The organism is Cellulophaga sp. RHA_52, assembly GCF_007827205.1.
Taxonomy (GTDB): domain Bacteria; phylum Bacteroidota; class Bacteroidia; order Flavobacteriales; family Flavobacteriaceae; genus Cellulophaga; species Cellulophaga lytica.
In genome coordinates this window covers 3,465,141-3,487,284 of record NZ_VIRZ01000001.1, presented here as the reverse complement: position 1 = coordinate 3,487,284, position 22,144 = coordinate 3,465,141, and the positions used below count along the sequence as shown (strand labels likewise).

The window sequence follows — 22,144 nt, the reverse complement described above, 5'->3', positions numbered from 1 at the left end:
ACTATCCTTTGGTTATAGTTTCATCTAAATTTAAAATGGTATGCGCTGTTAAAGACAAAGCAGCTAAATTATCTGCAGTAATAGAAGCATCAACTTTATAAGAGCCAATAGCTAAATACTCATCTGTATTAATTTCGTTACTTTTTACTCTGTTTAACATATCATTATAATGGTTGGTAAGTTCTGTAACCTCTGTTTCATCTGGTAGTCTAGATGTAGAAGATTGAAAAATGTATGAAATTTGTTTTTCGATACTTGTCTCTTTTTTAATTGCATTAGCAGCTAACACACGTGCAGCCTCAATAAGTTGTGGGTCATTTAATAACACCAATGCTTGCAACGGAGTGTTGGTTTCTTGTCTTTTTACGGAACATAAATCTCTAGAGGCAGCATCAAAAGTTATCATACTTGGTGGAGGTACTGTACGTTTCCAAAATGTATACAAACTTTTACGGTACAAATCTTTTCCTTCGCTTAAAACGTAAGAAGATGTACTACCGCCGCCACCACCTGTGGTTTCTTCCCAAATACCTTCTGGCTGGTATGGTTTAACGCTTGGGCCACCAATTTCTTTATTTAATAGTCCGCTTACAAAAAGGGCTTGGTCTCTTATCATTTCTGCTGACAAACGTATTCTTGGTCCGCGTGCTAACAATTTGTTTTCTGGATCTTTCTCTAAAGCTTCTTTACTAATTACAGTACTTTGCTGGTAGGTTTTAGAAAGCGCCATAAGTTTTAGCATTTTTTTAGTGTCCCAACCGCTATCTCTAAATTGTAAGGCCAAATAATCTAACAATTCTGGGTGTGTGGGTAATGCTCCTTGGTTACCAAAATCATAAGAACTAGCCACAATGCCAGTGCCAAACATACGTTGCCAAAAACGGTTAACAGCAACTCTGGCAGTTAAAGGATTATCTTTATGAAATAGCCATTTTGCTAATCCAAGTCTATTTCTTTCAAACCCTTCTGGGTAAGCTAAAATAGTCTCTGGAGTATCCGGATATACTTTTTCTCCGTGCTGATCATACAAGCCTCTGTTAAGAATATATGCCTGTCTAGGAGTTTTCATCTCTTGCATAACCATTACAGGAACTTCTTTTATGTCTGATTTTTGTAATTGTACAAAATCTAAAACTTCATTTTTTTCTTTCTCTGTAATTGTAATGTATGGTTTAGGAATTACTCCAGAACCACCGTTTACCAATCCGTCTTCATCTATATTATTAAAAAAGCTAAAGAATGAGAAATGTGCTTTTTGACTAATAGGATCATATTTATGGTCATGACAACGGGCACACTCTAATGTTAACCCTAAAAAAGCAGTACCAAAAGTTGTAATACGGTCTTCTACATATTCTACTCTGTATTCTTCTGGGATTACTCCGCCCTCATAAGTAATTTTATGGTTACGATTAAAACCTGTTGCTAAAACTTGCTCTAGAGATGCATCCGGAATTAAATCTCCTGCTAGTTGGTCTGTAACAAATTTATTGTATGGCATATTTTTGTTAAAAGCATTAATAACCCAATCTCTCCAAGGCCACATAATACGCTCAAAATCATCTTGGTAGCCGTGTGTATCTGCATAACGGGCAATATCCATCCATTCTGCTGCCATATTTTCTGCATAATCTTGTGATGCTAGCAGCTTATCTACCACTTTTTCATACGCATTTGCAGAAGTATCTTGTAAAAAATTATTAATGTCTTTTGTAGATGGTGGCAAGCCAGTTAAGTCAAAATAAACCCTACGTAATAATTTTTCTTTTGGGGCTTGCTCAGAAGGTTGTAAGTTGTTTTCTTCTAATTTTTGGTAAATAAAGTTATCTATTTCATTATTTCCCCAAGTATCTTTAGTTTTAGGTACATTTTTATTTTTAGGAGGTGTAAAAGCCCAATGATCTTTATATTCTGCACCTTGTTCTACCCATTTTTTTAAAATAGTTTTTTCATACTCGGTAAGTGTCAAATTAGATTCTGGAGGTGGCATTATACTCCCTGGGTCTTTAGAGTAAATACGGTCTAGCATTCCACTTTTTTCTGTGTCTCCTGGCACAATAGCATAATGGTCTAAGTTTTCTCCCAAAGCTTTATAAGCCTCCTCTGGTGAAACCATAGAAAAATTACCTTCTACAGCATTTTTATCTGGCCCGTGGCAAATAAAACATCTATCAGATATAATAGGTTTTACGTGAAATGTAAAGTCTATTACATCAGGTATTGCTGCAGTGCCATTTTCTGCTATAGCAACCTCAGAATATTTGTTTTCTGTTTTGCAACTAGTGGCACCAATAGTAATAAATGCGGCAAGAGCTATTTTTGCTACATTATTTTTTTGATATAAAAACCAATTAGATAATATCATAATTTTTAAGAATCAGCTAGTTTATTGTTCTTAAATATTGTTATTCTTTAAATTATTAGCAATAAAAATCGACCAGTAACTTGTAACAATAGCTTAATAAATACAAAATGAAAACCTAACAGCTTTTTCTTAAAAATTGAAATTTATGCGCGTCCTAAAAGTGTTTCTTTTACATCATTAATGTAACTACGCCCAATTGTGTAGCGTATGCCGCCAATTTCTAAACTATTACCTTCTATAGTGTCTACTTTAGAGATAGATATGGTATAAGACCTATGTATTCTTATAAATTTATCACTAGGTAATTCGTCTGTAAAACTGCTTAAAGTTCTGTGTATAATGTATTTATCTGATTTTGTTTTTATGCGTATATAATCCTTTAAACTTTCAATTACCATAATGTCATCTAACACTATTTTTTGCAACTTCTTTTTATCTACCTTAATAAAAATACTAGGGTTTTCTGCAACTGTATTGGTAGTTGTGGTTTTTGTAGTGTTACCTTGTTTTAATTTTATAATACGCTGTACTGCTTGTAAAAACCTAGGAAACGGTATAGGTTTAACCAAATAATCTATAGCTTGTAGTTCATAACTAGTAAGTGCATACTCTTCATGTGCGGTTGTCATTACTACCATTGGCATAGATTGCAAACTTTTTAGAAAATCTAACCCATCTAATATGGGCATATTAATATCTAAAAAAATAATATCAATTTCGTTATTTTGAACAAAAGTAGTTGCAGCAACTGCATTAGAGAATGTTTCTACTAACTCTAATTCTTGTATTTGTGAAACATAATTTTTTAAAACATTTATAGCCAACGGTTCATCATCAACAATTATGGTTCTTAATTTAATCATACTTTAAGTTTTAGAATTACATTAAACATATTATCCTTTTCATAAATAGAGAGGTGGTAATCTTCTTTTTTATACCCTAGCTCTAAGCGTTTTTTTAAATTGCTTAGTCCAATACCACCACTTCTAATAGGTATAAAACTGTCTGCACTTTGTTCGGGTATGGTATTAGATACCTTAAAATGAAGTAAATCTTCACTAACCTTTACATCTATATCTATTACCATATCTCCTATGTTTTTACTGGCTCCGTGCTTAAAACAATTTTCTATTACAGGAATTAATAACATAGGAGAAATACGTTTGCCTTCTAAATCACCAGAAATACTAATGTTTATATTTAAAGACTCATCAAAACGTAAACGTTCTAGGTCTAAATAGTTTTGTATACAGTCTAGCTCACTTTTTAGGTCTTGTTTGTTTTTTTTGGTAGCGTACAACAAGTAGCGCATTAGTTCAGATAGTTTTAATATAACCTCAGGAGCTTTATCAGACTTTTCTAAAGTTAATGAATATATATTGTTTAGTGTATTAAAAAAGAAATGCGGAGAAACCTGTGAACGTAAAAAACGCAATTCTGTACTAAGTTGTCTTTTTTCTAATTCGTGTAGCTTGCTGTGTTCTTTAAGCCAATCTATAGTAAGTTTTATGGCTGCTACAAAAGAGGAAACATATAGCTCACCAACCATCATTGTAGTGGCGTAATTAAGTGTTAGGCCTTTTAGTTCCTCTGGTCCCTCTGGCCATACATTTGGACCTATAAAATAATAGGTTAAAGAGTATTTAACCAATAACATTAAAAATAGTGTTGCAATAACTAAAAACGTGTAACTAATGTATTTTTTCTTAAAAACAAATTTGGGCATTAAGTAATACACATTAAAATAGGCAATAGCCATATGTATAGGAAAACCTATAAGATTCATACGCAATGAGAGCATAAAATCTTGGTGAATGTTACTATACCTTAAGCTGTTAAAAATAAAGTATATAACCCAAAAAATTATATGGTGTTTGTAGTTTATTTCAAAGCTTTTAGAAGAATTCTTGTTTAAAAAAGAATCTACATCTGTGTTTATACTCATTGGTTAAGTTTGGCTGTTTTTTTGTCGGTACTATTAAAGCGTTTAGCATTTAGCTATCGTTATTGGTCTAAAATTATTTCTATTACAAATAAAAAAAGGAATATTTATAAAGTGTTGCTATGCAGTTTAAAAACTAGATATAGCATTTTACCAAACAGGCAAAATAGAACGTCTGAAAATTATAAAAAATAATTTAATTAGCAACTAAATTATATTAACGTTAAAAAAAAGTTACTAATAATAAAGAGTATGAATATAGAACCTTCTATAAAAATTAAGAGAATTATAGCTATTTTTCTTTTCCTAACGTATTTATGTTGCGCGTCATTATTAGCGCAAAATACACCTAAAAAATATATAGCACACAAGGCATTAAATAGTTTAGAAATAGATGGTTTAGCTAATGAGGAGTCTTGGGAAAATGCTAAATGGACAACCGAATTTATAGATATTGAAGGTGATAAAAAAGCAACGTATAAAACTAGAGTAAAAATGCTTTGGGATGATACTTATTTGTATTTCTTTGCTTTGTTAGATGAGCCTCATGTATGGGGCGATATTACAAAAAGGGATGCAGTTATTTTTCATAATAATGACTTTGAAATTTTTATAGATCCGCCTGGTACTACCCATAATTATATGGAGTTAGAGATAAACGCACTAAATACAGTATGGGATTTGTTGTTAACAAAAACCTATAGTCAAGGTGGTGCTGCCATTAATAATTGGGATATAAACGGATTAAAAACTGCCGTGCATATTAACGGAACTTTAAACAACGCTAATGATACAGATAAAAGCTGGTCTACAGAAATTGCTATTCCTTGGAAATCACTTTTTGAACCCTCTAAAATAGCAGAAATACCAGTGAATAATTTTTGGCGTATAAATTTTTCTAGAGTACAATGGCAACATAGTTTAATAGATGGTAAGTATGTTAAAAAGAAAGATGCTAATGGCAAAGCTTTACCAGAGTATAATTGGGTTTGGTCTCCACAAGGCGTAATTAATATGCATAAACCTAACACATGGGGGTATGTTTATTTTTCTGATAAAACTAAGGAAAATATAAATTGGAGCATTCCAAAGGATGAGCATATAAAATGGTATTTGTATAAAGTGTTTTTAAATTATGTAGAAAATAATAATGAAAAAGAGATACAAGACAAATCTATATTAGGAACTTTAGTGAGTCCAAAATTAGAGAAGCATAAAACCGGATTTAACATCTGGGTAAAAAGTCCTTTTACAAACAAAATATTAGTAATTAAAGAAGATGGTAAATTTAATAGTAATGAAGCAGAATAAGGTATTTTTAAGGGTAATGAGTGTTCTTTTACTTTGCTCTTTATTTTTTTCTTGTGAAGAGAAAAAACAAGATAAGAATGTAGTAGAAAAGCAAGATACTGTAACAGATAGTTTTACATTTTGGACTTGGACATCTGCAAGCGAGGAAAAAGGAGATACTGCTTACCAAGAAGAATTTGCTAAATATAGCGCAAACGGAATTACAGATGTGCTAATTAATACAGGTACAGATCCAGAGTTGTTAAAAAGAATAGTTCCTTTTGCAAAAAAAGAAGGGTTAAATGTACACGCTTGGATGTTTACTGTAAACAGGCCAGGAGATGCTATTGCAGAACAACACCCAGAGTGGTACGCGGTTAGTAGAAATGGTAAGTCTTGTTTTGATGAGCCACCATATGTAGGGTATTACAAATGGTTGTGCCCAACAAGAAAAGAGTCTAAAGCACATATATTAAGTTTGGTAGAAGGTTTGGCAAAGGTTGAAGATGTAGCAAGTGTACATTTAGATTATATTCGTTATTCAGATATTTTTTTACCAATTGGGTTACTACCAAAATACAATTTAGAACAAGAAGTAGAGTTACCTGAGTTTGATTTTTGTTACTGTGACGTATGCGTAGCAGAGTTTGAAAAGGAGCACCATAAAAACCCTAAGGAGTCTAAAAATCCAGCTATAGATATGGAGTGGAAACAATTTAGGTTAAATAAAGTAAAAGCTATTGTAGATGAAGCTTATACCATAGCGCATAATAACAATAAAATATTAACCGCAGCAGTATTTCCTTACCCAGAAATGGCAGACCATATGGTTCGCCAACGTTGGGATAAATGGAATGTAGATAAAGTACTACCAATGATTTATCATAACTTTTACAATGAAGAAATAGATTGGATTGGTTATGCAACAGGACAAGGTGTAAAAGACCTTAAAAATTCTAATACAGAGCTGCATACTGGTATTTATGTGCCAAATATGTCTGTTTCAGATTTAGAAAAAGCAATTCTATTAGCAAAAGATAATGGAGCAAAAGGAGTCTCTATCTTTGATGGTAATGCACTTACAGATGAGCAATATGCGGTAATAAAAAAACTAAGTAAGAAATTTAATTAAACGTATTTCATTTTGAAAAAACTTAACTACCACATAACCATTTTTCTACTGTTATTAATGTTTGGTTGTACAACTAAAAAAGAAAAAAAAATTACAGAAGAAGAAATTAATATTATTCCTAAGCCTGTATTTACAGAGTTACATAAAGGTAGTTTTAGTTTTAATGGAAATACAAAATTGGTTGCAAGCACAAAAAATGAACAAAAATTATTAGCGTCTTTTTCTCAAAAGTTTAAACAAGTCTCAGGTGTAAAATTAGCTGTGGTAGCTAGTGCTCCTTCTTCTAATTTTTTACAGTTTAAAATTGTAGATTCATTACCTTATGAAGGCTATAATTTAGTAATTAATTCTAATCATATAACCGTATCTGCAAAAACGTATTCTGGTTTTGTATATGGATTAGAAACTATAAAACAGTTACTTCCTGCTAGTATAGAGAGTGCAAGCTTTGTGCAAAAAGAGTGGGTAGTTCCAGCAATAGAAATTAAAGATAATCCTCGTTTTAAATGGCGCGGACTAATGTTAGATGTGTCTAGACATTTTTTTGAGGTAGATTATATAAAAAAAACGTTAGACCGTATGGCAATGCTAAAAATGAATACATTTCATTGGCATTTGGTAGATGATCAAGGATGGAGAATAGAAATTAAAAAATATCCAAAACTAACGTCTGTTGGTGGTTATAGGGTAAACCAAGAGGATAAAGGATGGAACGCTAGACCAAATGCACCTTTAGGAACAAAAGCTACTTACGGAGGTTTTTATACGCAAGAGCAAATAAAAGAAGTAGTAGCCTATGCAAAAGAAAGAGGTATAACTGTAGTGCCAGAAATAGAGATGCCAGCACACGTTAGTAGTGCAATAGCTGCATACCCAGAGTTTTCTTGTTTAGGAGAGCAAATTATGGTTCCGTCTGGTGGTGTTTGGCCAATTACAGATATTTACTGTGCTGGTAAGGAAGAAACATTTACTTTTTTAGAAGATGTATTAACAGAGGTTATGGAGTTGTTTCCGTCTAAATATATACACATTGGCGGAGATGAAGCTACAAAAACCAATTGGAAAACTTGTACACATTGTACCTCTAGATTACAAACAGAAGACTTAGCAAATGTAGATGAATTGCAGAGCTATTTTATTAAAAGAATAGAACGTTTTATAAGTTCTAAAAATAGGGTTTTAATTGGTTGGGATGAAATTTTAGAGGGCGGTTTGGCTCCAGGAGCAACCGTTATGAGTTGGCGTGGTGTAAAGGGCGGTCTAGAGGCATCTGCAGAGGGGCATAATGTTGTAATGACACCTGGTACGCATTGTTATTTTGATCATTACCAAGGAAATCAAGATCAAGAACCTTTAGCATTTGGTGGTTATACTCCGCTTAGCAAAGTATATGAGTTTAACCCAGTGGTAGATAAAATGACTCCAGAGCAGGAAAAACACGTGTTAGGCGGACAAGCAAATTTGTGGGCAGAGTATATACCAACAGAACAACAGTCTGAGTATATGATATTTCCTAGACTGGCTGCTATGTCTGAGGCTCTGTGGACACCAACGACACATAAAAACTGGGCTAATTTTTCAGGTAGAGTAAAAGAGCTGTTTAAGCGTTATGATGTTATGGGTGTTAACTATGCTAAAAGTGCTTATCAGGTAACTACAGATACTAAAGTTGATATAGAAAAAGGTGAATTATCAATCTTATTAAAAAATGAATTTCCAGATTCAGATATTAGATACTCCGTAGATGGTTCTTTGCTTTCACAGTCATCTTCACAATATCAAAATCCAATTCAACTAAATAAAACAGCTACGTTAAAGGCTGCAATGTTTAAAAATAATAAACAAGTAGGGCCAACCTTAACTAAAGAGTTTAATTACCATAATGCGGTTGGTAAATATGTGGTTTATAACACTAAGTATCATAAAAATTACCAAGGAGAGCAACAGCTTGGTTTGGTAAATGTATTAAGAGGATCTAAAAATTTTCACGACGGACAGTGGCAAGGTTGGTTGGGTAATAATATGGATGTGGTAATAGATTTTGATGTAGAAACAGCGTTTTCTGCAGTAACAGTTGGTACACTAGAAAATCAAAGTTCAGGAATTTATTTTCCTTTAAAAATAGAAGTCTTTACATCAGAACATAGAAAAAAGTTTACCAAAGTTGCAGAGGTTACTAGACCATTTAAAGTAAGCAATGCATCAGAATTAAAAGATTTTAAAATCAATTTTAAACCAACTAAAGCCAGGTACATAAAGGTGGTGGTAACTAATTTAAAAAGTCCGCCTAATGGCGGTGGTGCCTGGTTGTTTGTAGATGAAATTATTGTAGAATAGAATTATGAGTATAAAATTTAAAATTTTAAGTATTGTTTTAGTTGTAGTAAGTTTTGCCTTTGGTCAACAACCTGTAGACTACGTAAATCCATTTATAGGAACCTCTAATTTTGGAGCAACAAATCCTGGAGCAATTGCGCCAAGAGGTATGGCAAGTGTATCTCCTTTTAATGTAACAGTACAAAAAGATGCTGGTTGGCTGTCTAACCCTTATGTTAAACAATACAATTTTTTAACAGGATTTACGCACGTAAACTTAAGTGGAGTTGGTTGTCCAGATTTGGGAGTTATTTTAACTATGCCAACTACAGGAGATTTAAAAACAAACCATATGCAATACGGAACCACTTACACAGATGAGGTTTCTAAAGCAGGCTATTACTCAGTTAACTTATCTAAATACAATATAAAAACAGAACTAACTGCAACAACAAGAGTAGGAGTGTCTAGGTATACATTTCCAGCAGGAGAATCTAACATACTTTTAAATTTAGGACTTGGCTTAACTAATGAGCAAGGCGCAACGGTAAAAGTGGTATCTAATACAGAAATTGAAGGAATACGCACAGTTGGCTCTTTCTGTTACAATAGTCCAGAACAGGCTTATCCAGTATATTTTGTTGCTAAATTTTCTAGTCCAGCAGATGAGTTTGGAGCTTGGAAAAAACCATACAAATATAATGGAGTAGAAGCACAATGGATGGGGTACAATGGTAAAACTAGACTAATGAAAGGCTTTACAAGAGAAGTTGTAGGTGATAGTATTGGTGCTTATATGCGTTACAATTTTAAAAAGAAAACCACTGTTGAGGTAAAAATTGGTGTGTCTTACGTAAGTATAGAAAATGCTAGGGAAAATTTAGAAAAAGAAACAGCTAATAAAAATTTTGATGATGTATATGCCACCACAAAAGCGGCATGGAACAAGACTTTGTCTACTGTAGAGGTAAAAGGAGGTTCTGCAGATGATAAAACAATATTTTATACAGCTTTATACCACACACAAATACATCCAAATACTTTAAATGATTATAATGGAGATTATCCTGAGATTGCAACAGGTAAAATAGGAAATACCAAAGGCACTAGATACACCGTTTTTTCGCTTTGGGATACCTACAGAAATTACCATCCTTTAATGAGTACATTGTACCCAGAGCAACAATCTAATATGGTAAATAGTATGTTATCTATGTACAAAGAAAATGGTTGGTTGCCCAAATGGGAGTTAAATTCTACAGAAACTTTTACAATGGTAGGTGATCCTGCGCCAGTTGTAATAGCAGATACATATTTGCGCGGTATTAGAGATTTTAATGTAGAGGAGGCTTATGCAGCAATGGTAAAAGGAGCTACAGAATTAGACAATAATCCGTTACGACCAGGTAATAATGAGTATTGGAAAAATGGATATTTAAGTGTAAACGGAGGAGCTGAAGGTCCTGTTTCTACAACTGAAGAATATAATATAGCAGATTTTGCCATTTCTCAACTAGCAAAAGAATTGGGTAAAAAGGCAGACTATAAAAAGTTTTATAATCAATCTTTATCCTATAAAAAATTATTTGATAGTAAGTTAAAACTACTAAGACCTAAAAATAGTGATGGTAGTTGGTACACACCTTTTGATCCGTATAAAGGTGCAAATTTTGAAAAAAATGTGGGTTATATAGAAGGTAATGCTTGGCAATATGCCTTTATGGTTCCCCACGATATTAAAGGCTTAATGAAGCTAATGGGCGGTAAAAAACAATTTGTATCTCACCTAGATTATATTTTTGATAATAACCAGTTTGATATGGCTAATGAGCCAGATATTGCTTACCCTTTTTTATATAACTACAGCAAAGGAGATGAATGGAAAACTCAAAAGCGTGTGCAGCAATTAATAAATACATATTTTACAAATACACCATCTGGCTTACCAGGTAATGATGATACAGGTACAATGTCTGCTTGGGTGGTATATGCAATGATGGGTATATATCCTGTTAGTCCGGCTACACCAGTTTATACCATAACTACACCCAGGTTTTCATCAGTCACAATTCATTTAAATACTACATACTACAAAAACAAAACGTTAACAATTAAACGAACAGGAAATGTTAATGGAAAAATTAACAGTATCCGTTTAGATAATAAAGACCTTAAAGGGTATTTTATGTCTCATAAAAACTTACTTAATGGCACTGTTTTAGAAGTAAGACTAGAGTAATAGCTATTGTTTAACAAGTTTTCTTATTTGTAAGTGTCTTATTCTGTAGTGTTTGTAGGTTTTTGCTGTAGTTATTTTTAAATGCGCATTTGTTTAAGATAAAACTGAGGAATTAATAATTAAGCCTCTGTATTTTTAACACCTCCTTATATTGTCGCTTAGCTTTTCCACAAAGTTGTTAGTCGAATTAATTTCTGCTTTTAACATTAATACGTAAAATTTAAAGTTAAATTAACTAATAACTAACTTAACAATTAAAACTCATTTAAGTATGCAAAAACAAACACATTACTTATTGTTGTTTGTGCTATTTCTCCTTACTAGTGGTATGGTAGCGCAAAACAAAACTGTGACTGGTACGGTTACAGATGAAGCAGGAGTACCTTTACTAGGGGTTAATGTTTTAGAAAAAGGAACATCTAATGGTACATCTACAGATTTTGATGGTAAATACACAATAACTGTAGCAAGTAACTCTTCAATATTAGAGTTTACTTCTATAGGTTATACTGCAAAAAGTGTTGCAGTAGCAGGGAAAACTACACTTAACGTTTCTTTGGTTGAAGATGCAGAGCAATTAGGCGAAGTAGTTGTAACAGCTTTAGGTATTAAAAAAGAAGCAAAGGCATTAGGGTATTCTTTAACAGAAGTTGGAGGAGACGAGCTATCTAATGTAAAACAAGTTAGTGCAATTAACTCATTACAAGGTAAGGTTGCAGGTGTAAATATTACCCAAAACTCAACCGGTGCTGCTGGTTCTAGTAGAGTTATTATTCGTGGTAACAGTACATTAACAGGTAACAACCAACCTTTGTATGTTGTAGATGGTATTCCTATTGGTAATGAAAATAGTGGATCTGCAGATTTGTATGGTGGTAGTGACGGAGGTGACGGTATCTCTAGTATAAATCCAGACGATATAGCATCTGTAAGTGTACTAAAAGGTGGTGCAGCTGCAGCTCTTTATGGTTCTAGAGCAGGTAATGGTGTAATTATTATTACAACAAAAAAAGGTACCCAGAAAAAAGGATTGGGTGTAGAAATTAGTAGCTCTGTTACTTTTGATGAGGTAGATACTTCTTTAACAGATTTTCAAACATCATATGGACAAGGTACAAGGGGTAGAGTACCTGCTAACCAGTCTGAAGCTTTTGATTTAGGATTGTCTTCTTGGGGTCCAAAATTAGATGGTTCTAGCGTTGTACAATGGGATGGGCAAGAAAGACCTTATTCTTATGTAGGCGATAACAGAGATCACTTTTACAGAACAGGTACTACGTTTATAAACACAATAGCAATTACAAGTGGTTCTGAAAAAATGAGTTACAGGCTTTCTGTATCTGACTTAGATAATGAAGATATTGTGCCTAACTCAGGTATTAACAGAAAATCATTTTCTTTAAATACAAGTGCTGTATTAGCAGACAAGTTAACAAGTCAGGTTAATGTAAAATATATTGTAGAAAATGTGAACAACAGACCAAGATTGTCTGATGCTCCTGGAAATGCAAACTATACTGTTGCATTATTGTCTCCAAACGTAGATGTACGTGATATGAATCCGGGTGCAAACCCAGATGGGTCAGAAAGAGGATACTCTGCAAACATTTACTCGCAAAACCCTTATTTTTCTGCATACAATTTTAGTAATGAAGATTTAAAAAACAGAATTATAGCATCTACATCTTTACGTTATGATATTTTAGATTGGTTGTATGCATCTACACGTGTTGGTGTGGATCATTACACAAGAAAATCTACATCTATAGAGCCTTGGGGAACAGCATACAAACTTTTAGGAGGTATGAACGAGACTGAAGGTAGATATACACAAATAGATGCTGATGTAATGCTAGGTATAGAAAAAAGTATAACAGATAAGTTTGCTGTTGATGGGTTGGTTGGTGCAAATACAAACCACGTTAAGTCAGAAACTTTAATTTTAGGAGGAGACAATTTTGTTGTTCCTGGTTTTGAAGATATATCTAACCTTAGAGACCAAAGTAGAAGTAGAGAATTTCAAGAAAGAAAAATTTCTGGTATTTATGGATCTTTAGGATTTTCATATGATAAATGGGCTTACTTAACTTTTACAGGAAGAAACGATTGGTTTTCTACATTATCTTACCCAGGCAAAACTACACCTAATGACGAGTTTTACTTCTCTGTAAATACAAGTGTTATTTTATCAGATTTATTAGAACTACCTAACTTTATAGACTTTTTAAAAATTAGAGGAGGTTATTCTGGTGTAGCTGGTGGTGGAGACATTGCTTATCAATTAGCACCAACATACCAAATTTTTGGACAAGGTCACCAAGGGCAAACTTTAGGTAGAATTAACGGAAACTCTGTTCCTAACCCAAATTTAGTTCCTTGGGAAAAAGACGAAACAGAAATTGGTTTAGATCTTAGACTTTTTGGAAACAGACTTTCTTTTGATATTGCTTATTACCAAAATGAAACTTCTAAGGATATTGTAAATATATCTACATCTGTATTTTCTGGTTATGAAAGTGCAACGGCTAACATTGGTAAGTTAGAAAATAAAGGTATAGAGTTTTTAATTTCTGGTACACCAATACAAACAGATAATTTTAGCTGGAACACAAGCTTTAACGGGTCTTATAATAAAAGTGAAGTTACTGCTACTAATGATGAGGGTACACCAATTAGCTTAGATGAGCCAAGAACACAAAACGCAAGAATTACACACGTTGTAGGTGAGCCTTATGGTTCTATAGTAGGTGTATCTTATAATAGAGATGATGCTGGTAACATTATTTATGATATAAACTCAGAAGGTGTGCCAATTGCACAAGAAGGAGAGCGTAAAATATTAGGAGAAGGTGTACCACCATTAACTTTAGGTTGGAGTAATACCTTTAGATATAAAGATTTTAGCTTAGGCTTTTTAATTGACGGTAAATTTGGCGGACAATTATTGTCTGGTACTAATGCTTTAGGTTACAGTACAGGTTTACACAAAGAAACTTTAAAAGGCAGAGAAAACGGATTAGTAGTTACTGGTATAGACGGTGACACTGGTCAAGAATTTACAACTACTGTTGCACCAGAAGATTTACAAACATACTATGGAAGAATTAGTCGTATTGCAGAGGAATTTGTAGAAGATTCTGATTACATAAAGTTTAGAGAGTTTAGTTTAGGGTATTCATTACCAGAAAAAATGCTAGAAAAAACATTTATAAGTAGTGTAAATGTATCAGTAATAGCAAGAAACTTATTCTACATTTCAAGAAGTATAGATAATGTAGATCCAGAAAGTACATACAACTCAGGTAACTCACAAGGTTTAGAATATTTTGGTGTACCATCAACTAGAAACTATGGTTTTAGTCTAAATGTAAAATTTTAAGAACATGAGAAAAATATTATTTATATTATCATTTGTATTAGTTCTTGGAGCCTGTGATAAAGGTTTTGAAGAGCTAAACGTTAACCCAACAGCACCAAATCAGGTGCCGGCTACCACTAAGCTTAGTGCTGCTCAACTATACACATCAGGTGAACGTTATGAGAACTGGAGAGCAAATTTAATATACTCTTCTACAATGATGCAGCATTTATCTACAACAGCAGGCTATTGGTCTGGAGATAAATATACATGGAACAAAGGCTATGCATCTTCTATGATAGATCGTATTTACGGTAATGCTATAAAAACCGTAGAGGATATGCTTGTTCAATTAGATGAAGAAGAACAGCCAGAAGAAATGAAAGCTATTACTAGAATAATGAGAGTTTTTATTTACCACAGATTAACAGATTTGTATGGTGATGTTCCTTACTCTGAAGCTGGTAAAGCGGTACTAACAGGAAACCTAACTCCTAAATATGACAAGCAGAGTGATATTTATGCAGATATGCTAAAAGAGTTAGAAGAGTCTGTTGCAGTATTAGGTACCGGAGTTTCTGGTTTTGGAGATGCAGATTTAATGTTTCAAGGAGATCAATCTCAATGGAAAAAATTTGGAAATTCTATGATGCTAAGGTTAGGTCTACGCTTAATAAAAGTAGATCCTGCTGCGGCTGAGGCTTGGGCAACTAAAGCAATAGCAGGTGGCGTAATGGAATCTAATGAGGATATTGCATACATACAACATACTGCTGGCCCAGAGGGAATAAATAAAAACGGTAACGGAGAAGTTTTTACAGCAGATAGCAACCCTAGAATGAGTAAAACGTTTATAGACTTTTTACAGGGAGATCCTAGACTGCCAATTTTAGCAGCTCGTAAAAGTGATGGTAGTACTAATGTTGCAGATTTAAAAGGTTTGCCAAACGGATTAGATAGCCAGTTATTAGAGGAGTCTACAGGAGAAAAAGATACAGATTTATATGCAGAACCTAACAGAAGTATTATTACTGGTGAAGGTGCGCCAATGTTTTTTCAGACTTATGCTGAGGTAGAGTTTATGCTTGCAGAAGCAGCAGAGCGTTGGGGGTTAGCAGGTGGTAATGCAGAAGCACACTACAATGCAGGAGTAAGAGCAGCAATGAAAATGTTAGCAATTTATGGTGATGCCGCTATTATAGATGATGCAGATATAGATGCTTATTTAACAGCAAACCCGTTTGATGCAGCAAATGCATTAGAGCAAATTAACACCCAATATTGGGCTGCAACTTTTTTAAATGAGTATGAAGCTTTTGCTAATTGGAGGAGAACAGGTTTCCCTAACCTAACACCAACAAATTATCCTGGTAATGAAACAGGAGGTACAATACCAAGAAGGTTAACATACTCTACAAGCGAGCAAAGTAATAACCCAGACAACTATGCTGCGGCAATTGCATCTCAAGGTCCAGATGTACTTACCACAAGAGTATGGTGGGATAAATAGTTTTTTAGTGTAATTATTTAGTTTTTTAAGGGGAGGAAAATTATTCCTCCTCTTTTTTTAGTTAAAATACGGCACAAATAACCTTAAATTAGTAAAATATTATCCATAAAAAATAGTGTAAACAATCTCAAAAAATGAAATTAATAAAAATACTTTTTCCCCTAATTGTACTTGTAACAACTGCAGTAGTAGCACAATCTAACACGGGAGTTTCTTATGTAGATTATGTAAACCCATTGGTAGGTTCAGACTCAGAGTTTGCATTGTCTAACGGTAATACTTACCCTGCAATAGCTACACCGTGGGGAATGAACTTTTGGACGCCCCAAACTGGTAAAATGGGAGACGGCTGGGGATATACCTACGATGCTTTAAAACTTAGAGGTTTTAAACAAACCCACCAACCAAGTCCGTGGATTAATGATTATGCAGCATTTTCATTATTTCCAGAAATAGGAAAATTAAAAATTAATGAGGACGAGAGAGCTTCTTGGTATTCACACAAAGCAGAAATTAGTAAACCACATTACTACAGTGCTTACTTGGCAGACTATGATGTAACTACAGAAATTACACCAACAGAAAGAGGCGCCCAATTTAGGTTTACGTTTCCTGAGTCTAAAAAATCTCATATTCTTGTAGATGGTTTTTTTAAAGGTTCTATGGTAAAAATAATACCAGAAGAGCGCAAAATTATTGGGTATTGTAGAAATAATAGTGGTGGCGTACCGGGTAATTTTCACAATTATTTTGTTTTAGTTTTTGATAAAGATTTTGATGAGGTTTTAACTTGGAAAAAGGAAAAAGAAGGTATAGAGCATACATCAGAAAGTAAAACTGCAGAAGGGTATCACGTTGGTGCAGCTATTAGTTTTTCAACAAAAGATGGGGAACAAGTTACAGCAAAAGTAGCATCGTCTTTTATTAGTTTAGAGCAAGCAGAAATCAACCTAAAAAGAGAAATAGGAGATGATACTTTTAATCAGACTAAAGAAAAAGCTGCTGCAGCTTGGAATAAAGAGTTAGGCCGTATGGAGGTTGCAGGTGGTACTGTAGAAGAATACAGAACATTTTACACTGCTTTGTACAGAGTTTTATTGTTTCCAAGAAAGTTTTATGAACTAAATGCAGCTAATGAAATAGTACATTACAGTCCATATAACGGAGAAGTTTTACCTGGTTATATGTTTACAGATAATGGATTTTGGGATACATTTAGAGCTGTTTTTCCATTTTTCACAATAATGTATCCAGAGTATTTAAGCAATGTAATGCAAGGCCTTGTAAATACGTATAATGAAAGTGGTTGGTTACCAGAGTGGGCCAGCCCTGGACATAGAGATTGTATGATAGGGTCTAACTCTGCTATAAACATTGCTGATGCTTATTTAAGAGGTATTAGAGGGTATGATATTGAAACCTTGTATGAAGCCGTTGTTAAAAATTCAACCCGTAAAGGACCTGTTAATTCTGTTGGTCGTTTTGGAGCTGAATTTTATAATAATTTAGGATATGTGCCTTATGATGTTGGCGTAAATGAAAATGCAGCACGTACTTTAGAGTATGCTTTTGCAGATTGGAGTATTGCAGAATTGGGAGAAGCATTAGGAAAGCCTAAAAAACAGGTTAAGTTATTTAGAGATCGATCTTTAAATTATAAAAATGTATTTGATCCTAAAATAGGTTTTATGCGTGGTAAAAATAAAGATGGTTCATGGGCAACTACATATACACCAGACAAATGGGGAGATGCTTTTACAGAAGGTGCTGCTTGGCACTGGACTTGGTGTGTTTTTCATGATCCGTTAGGTTTAGCAGAAGACTTTGGAGGTGTAGCTAAAATGCGCTCTAGGTTAGACGATGTTTTTACTGCAGCACCCACTTTTAATGACTCTTACTACGGACAACAAATACACGAAATTACAGAAATGCTGGTTGCAGATATGGGGCAATATGCACACGGAAACCAACCTATACAGCACGCAATTTATTTGTACAATTGGTTAGAACAACCTTGGAAAACACAAATGCACGTGCGTAATGTAATGGATAAGTTATATTCTTCTGCACCAGATGGTTTATGTGGTGATGAAGATAACGGGCAAACATCTGCCTGGTATGTGTTTTCTGCTGCTGGTTTTTATCCTGTAACTCCAGGAACTGGAGAATATGCTTTGGGTAGTCCGTTGTTTAAAAGTGTAAAAATGCATTTAAGAAACGGTAAAACATTTACAGTTAATGCCCCAAATAATAGTAAAGAAAATATTTATATTGATGAGGTACAGAAAAACGGAAATAGCTATACTAAAAACTACATTACGTATGATGATATTATGAGTGGTGCAACTTATAATTTTAGTATGAAAAACACACCAAACAAGAGTAGAGGAACGGCTAAGGAAGCTAAACCATACTCAATGTCTGTAACAAAAAAATAGTTTATAAAATTAAGAACTGGGTTGTGCTTTACTTAAGGCATAACCCAAGTTCCTATATGTGATTTGTTGTTTAATGTATACCCTAATTTATAAGCATTAGAAGCTGTTATTTCTATAATTTTACCAGGCGCAGGTATAATGTTATTTTGTAAAAGCAGTCTGTTGTAAATTGCTATATCTTTAGTAGAAACAGCCTTTCCGTTTTTTATAATACTGGTACCGTTAATTTCTAAAAGCAATTTGTCTTTTAAAGAGTTTATATACCCTTTTTCTTTTAAATTTTTTAAAAAGCTAGTAAGTTTTGCATTGTTATTAATAATAACAATATTATTGTCTGTTTTGTAGAACGAGAATGTATTATCTGGCGTAATGTTATATTTTTTTAAAATAGTCTTGTACTGGTTAATTTGCGTGTTGGTAAGTTTTGTACCGTTTATGTATACACCAGTTGGGTCTGTATTAAAAACAATATCATTTTTAGATTGTACCATATTATTTTTTAAAAGAGCTGTAATAAGCTCATTTTGCGCACTTGGCCAAGTATAATTAATTGTGTTTTTTAGGGTATTACTTAAGTAAGTTTTGTTATTACGCAATAACATTTTTAAAGGAGCATTAATAGCTCCTTTATGACTTGCTTCTACGCTGATTATTGCAGCTTTTTCTGCTAAACGTTTGGCTTCTTCAGCAATACGTATAGCATCTTCTTTGTAGCTTTCCAAATTAGCCTGCTCTATGCGCTTTGCTTCTCTTTGTATTCTGGCAGCTTCACGTTTCATTCTTTCTGCATCTCTAAGTAATCTATCTGCTTCACGCTGTAATTCTTCTGCTTCTCTTTTTGTTTCATCATTACCAGAAATAACTGTTTTAAGTGTTTTACCCAAGGCTTCAAACTTTGTGATAAGAGCATCAGAAGCAATACTTTTATCTAAAGACATTGTTAGCTTTTTAGAGTTTAAATTAACATTGTAAACTTCGTTACCATTAGCATTAGAAACCCAAGAATAAGTACTGCCAGATTTGGTCATTTTTTTAGATTCTAATTCATTTTTTAAGACAGATACTATTTCTACATATCTTTCTTCAGGGAATTTTGCTTTAAACTTATAGCTATCATTAGTATTGCTAATAGCTATAGAAATGTTTCCGCCTTGGTTATCACTACTGGTTTTAGAATAAGACATAGAACTAGAAGAAGATGTATGTGTTGTTGGTGGTTTTGGCGGTGTTGGTATTGTTTGTGCTAGTACTGTGCTTCCTAGCAAAAATAAAATAATGTGTACTGTTAATATTGTTATTTTTTTCATAGATTTTTGTTTTTAATTTCTGTTTTTCACAGAAGTTTTTGTTGTTACTTTTACTCCTTAATTTTAAAGGTTAAGCCAACACCACGCGCACTCTCTATAGAAATGTTGTTGTCTTCTTTAAAATATTTACGGAGCCTACTAATAAAAACATCCATACTACGACCAGAGAAAAAATCGTCTGTACCCCAAACGGCATTAAGTAAATGATCTCTTTTTACCATTTGGTTTTTGTTCTCAAAAAAATAGGCTATTAATTGAGCTTCTTTTTCTGTTAGCCGTTGTGTGGTGTTGTTAAATATTAGTTGGTAATTAACAGGGTTAAAAACATAGGCGCCTATGTTGTAACTGCTGTTGTTTTTTGATTGATGAATGATTTTTTGTGTTCTTTTTAATATATTTTTTAATCGTAATACTAAAATATCTGCTTCAAAAGGTTTTACTATATAATCATCTGCTCCAAGTTTTAAACCTTTTATTTTATCTTCTTTCATTTTTTTTGCAGTTAAAAAAACAAAAGGGGTTTCTGGGCTATTGTTTATTATTTTTTCTGCTAGAGTAAAGCCATCCATTTTTGGCATCATCACATCAAAAACGCAAATACTAAAAGGAGTGTTGTTGTTAGCTTCTAACATAAAAATATCTAAAGCTTCTTTTCCATCTTTTGCCCAGGTAACTGCAAAATTGTGAATTTCTAAGTATTGTTTTAAAATACTTCCAAAATCAAAATCGTCCTCGGCTAATAAAACAGTGGTTTTTTGCATTAGTTTATTGGTGTTTTAATAGTAAACGTTGTTCCTTTATGTAATTGGCTATGTATAGCAATAGAACCATTGTGTGCTTTTATAATTTGGTTAGTATAATACAAGCCTAAACCTAAACCTTTTACGTTGTGTAAATTGCCCTCTGTAACTCTGTAAAATTTATCAAAAATTAGGGGTAGGTTTTTTTCTGGTATGCCAATACCATTATCAGTTATGTTAATACAATATTCTCCGTTTATATGCTTTGTTTCTATGGTGATTTTTATAGATGCTGAACCATATTTTACTGCATTTTCTAATATGTTTAGTAATGCTGTGGTAAAATGAAATTTATCAATACGTAATAAAACCTCTGCGCTACAAACGTTGTTTACAATGGTAACGTCTTGTTGTTGTACAGATAATTTAAAATCATCAATTAAGTTTTTAAAATACTCATTATCAATGACCTGCTCTTTGTTTAGTATAATTTCTCTAGAGCTAAGGCTGTTAGTCATTACTTGATCTATTAGTTTTTGTAAACGTTCATTTTGTCTATCTACAATATTAAGTGTGCTGTTAAAAATTACTTCATTATTTTTAATTTCTTCTTTTTTAAGACTTTTAGATGCTATACTTAATGTAGCTAAAGGTGTTTTTAACTCATGCGTAATATTATTTATAAAATCAGTTTTAATAGCTGTTATTTTTTTCTGTGTTATTAAGTTTTTTATGGCGTAGTATAAAAGCCCAATAACAATTAAAAATATTAGTACAGAGGCAAAAAATAAAAAGGCCATTCTTTTATATACAATACTTTTCCAGTCTTTAATAACTATTTTATTTTCTGTTTTTACTTCTAAATCAAAGGTGTTTATTTTTATTTCATCTTTAATTTTTTCAACAAATTCTTGCTCAGAAAACCACTTAGCGTTGTTAATGGTTTTTGCGTTTTTATCTTCAAAATCTTCGCCAAATAATCTTAATTCTTTTTTGCCAGCAGAAAATATGGTGTCATTTTTAACTTTATCTAAAAGAACAACGCTAGTTAAATTCATTTTAAAATCTACATCATACCCTAAATTTACTTTTTTAAGTTCTGCTTTAAATATTTTTTTAAACTCGGTATTTAGGCTATCACTTTTTTCTTTAGACCTACTAACAATTTGGTGTTTAGATAAACGATTGTTTTTATAATCTGCTATGTAATTTTTTAAATTATCTCCCCATATATTGTACAATGAATCTAGTTTAGTATTGTCATCTATTACAGAGATAACATCTGTAGTTTCATTAATAAAAGCTTTCTTTTTTAGTTGGTAAGTATTGTTTATTAGGTACGCCTGTATAGACGATAACGCTATTAAAACTAGTATAGCGGTACTTATTAATATGGTTGTTTTGTTTTTCATTGGTTATTTTCTGCTAGTCAAAAATACCAATAAACCTACATTATGTACCGTAAACAGAAGTCGTTAACCCTTCGTTAACGTTAATATTCGCCCTG

At 32.9% G+C, this 22,144-nt stretch carries 13 protein-coding genes; 7 read left to right on the top strand and 6 right to left on the bottom strand.

Annotation, left to right across the window (positions count from 1 at the left end; all coding sequences use genetic code 11):
- Position 1: 1 nt before the first annotated feature.
- The 3 genes from JM80_RS15165 to JM80_RS15155 all read right to left on the bottom strand — a co-directional run bounded on the left by JM80_RS15165 (position 2) and on the right by JM80_RS15155 (position 4,310).
- Positions 2–2,365 carry a PSD1 and planctomycete cytochrome C domain-containing protein gene (locus JM80_RS15165; RefSeq protein ID WP_144710897.1) on the bottom strand — a complete coding sequence of 788 codons (2,364 nt, stop codon included), beginning with the start codon at positions 2,363–2,365 and terminating at the stop codon, positions 2–4.
- Positions 2,366–2,508: 143 nt separating this feature from the next.
- Positions 2,509–3,225, bottom strand: a complete 717-nt coding sequence (locus JM80_RS15160) for a LytTR family DNA-binding domain-containing protein (protein ID WP_034645020.1) — start codon at positions 3,223–3,225, stop codon at positions 2,509–2,511.
- A complete protein-coding gene (locus tag JM80_RS15155; protein ID WP_144710895.1) occupies positions 3,225–4,310 on the bottom strand; it encodes a sensor histidine kinase in 1,086 nt (361 codons plus the stop codon). The genes JM80_RS15160 and JM80_RS15155 overlap by 1 nt, the downstream gene beginning before the upstream one ends.
- Positions 4,311–4,559: 249 nt before the next feature.
- Between JM80_RS15155 and JM80_RS15150 the strand changes: the two genes are divergently transcribed.
- From JM80_RS15150 to JM80_RS15120, 7 genes are all read left to right on the top strand, one after another.
- Complete coding sequence (locus JM80_RS15150) at positions 4,560–5,618, top strand: carbohydrate-binding family 9-like protein (protein ID WP_144710894.1); 1,059 nt, start codon at positions 4,560–4,562, stop codon at positions 5,616–5,618.
- Complete coding sequence (locus JM80_RS15145) at positions 5,605–6,729, top strand: family 10 glycosylhydrolase (RefSeq protein ID WP_255436828.1); 1,125 nt, start codon at positions 5,605–5,607, stop codon at positions 6,727–6,729. Before JM80_RS15150 ends, JM80_RS15145 begins: the two co-directional genes overlap by 14 nt.
- A 12-nt stretch (positions 6,730–6,741) precedes the next feature.
- Positions 6,742–9,066: a family 20 glycosylhydrolase gene (locus tag JM80_RS15140; protein WP_370511830.1), complete on the top strand. Its 2,325-nt coding sequence runs from the start codon at positions 6,742–6,744 to the stop codon at positions 9,064–9,066.
- A gap of 4 nt (positions 9,067–9,070) precedes the next feature.
- On the top strand, positions 9,071–11,284 hold the full coding sequence (locus JM80_RS15135) for a GH92 family glycosyl hydrolase (protein WP_144710890.1): 2,214 nt from the start codon (positions 9,071–9,073) through the stop codon (positions 11,282–11,284).
- 271 nt (positions 11,285–11,555) lie between these two features.
- On the top strand, positions 11,556–14,663 hold the full coding sequence (locus JM80_RS15130; RefSeq protein ID WP_144710888.1) for a SusC/RagA family TonB-linked outer membrane protein: 3,108 nt from the start codon (positions 11,556–11,558) through the stop codon (positions 14,661–14,663).
- A gap of 4 nt (positions 14,664–14,667) precedes the next feature.
- Positions 14,668–16,152 carry a SusD/RagB family nutrient-binding outer membrane lipoprotein gene (locus JM80_RS15125; RefSeq protein WP_075695281.1) on the top strand — a complete coding sequence of 495 codons (1,485 nt, stop codon included), beginning with the start codon at positions 14,668–14,670 and terminating at the stop codon, positions 16,150–16,152.
- Positions 16,153–16,286: 134 nt separating this feature from the next.
- Complete coding sequence (locus JM80_RS15120; RefSeq protein WP_144710887.1) at positions 16,287–18,590, top strand: GH92 family glycosyl hydrolase; 2,304 nt, start codon at positions 16,287–16,289, stop codon at positions 18,588–18,590.
- 32 nt (positions 18,591–18,622) lie between these two features.
- Here the strand turns inward: JM80_RS15120 and JM80_RS15115 are convergent, their stop codons facing one another.
- From JM80_RS15115 to JM80_RS15105, 3 genes are read right to left on the bottom strand one after another with little or no spacing between them, the layout of a single operon-like run.
- Complete coding sequence (locus JM80_RS15115) at positions 18,623–19,897, bottom strand: hypothetical protein (protein ID WP_144710885.1); 1,275 nt, start codon at positions 19,895–19,897, stop codon at positions 18,623–18,625.
- A 50-nt stretch (positions 19,898–19,947) separates the two neighbouring features.
- Positions 19,948–20,658: a response regulator transcription factor gene (locus tag JM80_RS15110; RefSeq protein ID WP_144710883.1), complete on the bottom strand. Its 711-nt coding sequence runs from the start codon at positions 20,656–20,658 to the stop codon at positions 19,948–19,950.
- Positions 20,658–22,049, bottom strand: a complete 1,392-nt coding sequence (locus JM80_RS15105) for a sensor histidine kinase KdpD (RefSeq protein ID WP_013621906.1) — start codon at positions 22,047–22,049, stop codon at positions 20,658–20,660. Before JM80_RS15105 ends, JM80_RS15110 begins: the two co-directional genes overlap by 1 nt.
- Between the last annotated feature and the right edge of the window lie 95 nt (positions 22,050–22,144).